Origin of the sequence: Morganella sp. HMSC11D09 (assembly GCF_001807955.1) — a bacterium.
Taxonomy (GTDB): domain Bacteria; phylum Pseudomonadota; class Gammaproteobacteria; order Enterobacterales; family Enterobacteriaceae; genus Morganella; species Morganella morganii.
In genome coordinates this window covers 1-587 of sequence record NZ_KV791702.1, presented here as the reverse complement: position 1 = coordinate 587, position 587 = coordinate 1, and the positions used below count along the sequence as shown (strand labels likewise).

At 52.0% G+C, this 587-nt stretch carries 1 pseudogene; it reads left to right on the top strand.

The window, feature by feature from the left end:
* Window positions 1–79 precede the first annotated feature (79 nt).
* Window positions 80–587 (top strand): annotated as a pseudogene (locus HMPREF3119_RS14290) (helix-turn-helix domain-containing protein); the annotation flags it as partial.

The window sequence follows — 587 nt, the reverse complement described above, 5'->3', positions numbered from 1 at the left end:
GCCGTCTGTGCCGTACATTGCTGAGCAGTGTGAAATATCTGAACGCTCAGTGCAGAACCACATCAATGCCCTGGTGAAAATGGGGCTGGTTCGTGTTGAGTCACGAAAATCGGCCAACGGTCTGAACCAGTCAAATATTTATCATCTGTGCCTGGATGCTACCGCTGTGAGTGGTGAATCTCCTGCACCCTGTGGTGCAAATCCTGCGGGGGTGAGTGGTGCAAATGGTTCCCGGACTGGTGCAGCAGATGCACCGGGTGGTGCAAATGGTTCCGGTAGTGGTGCAGGAGCTGCACCCGGAATCAGTCATGATCCAGTCATAGATCCAGATAATAAAAATATTAATCCTGTTCGCGGAAAAGCCAAAAGCAAAACCGTGATGCCGGAAAACTTTGCACCGACACCAGAACACATTGAGCAGGCCAAAGCCGCCGGTCTGGACATTCAGGACGAGTTTCAGAAGTTCAGCGATTACCACGCCAGCAAGGGTACGCAGTATGTCTGCTGGAACTCCGGTTTCAGATACTGGTTGAATACGGCCGCCGGATTTAAACGCTCTGCGGACTCAAAGAACATCGACACCACCG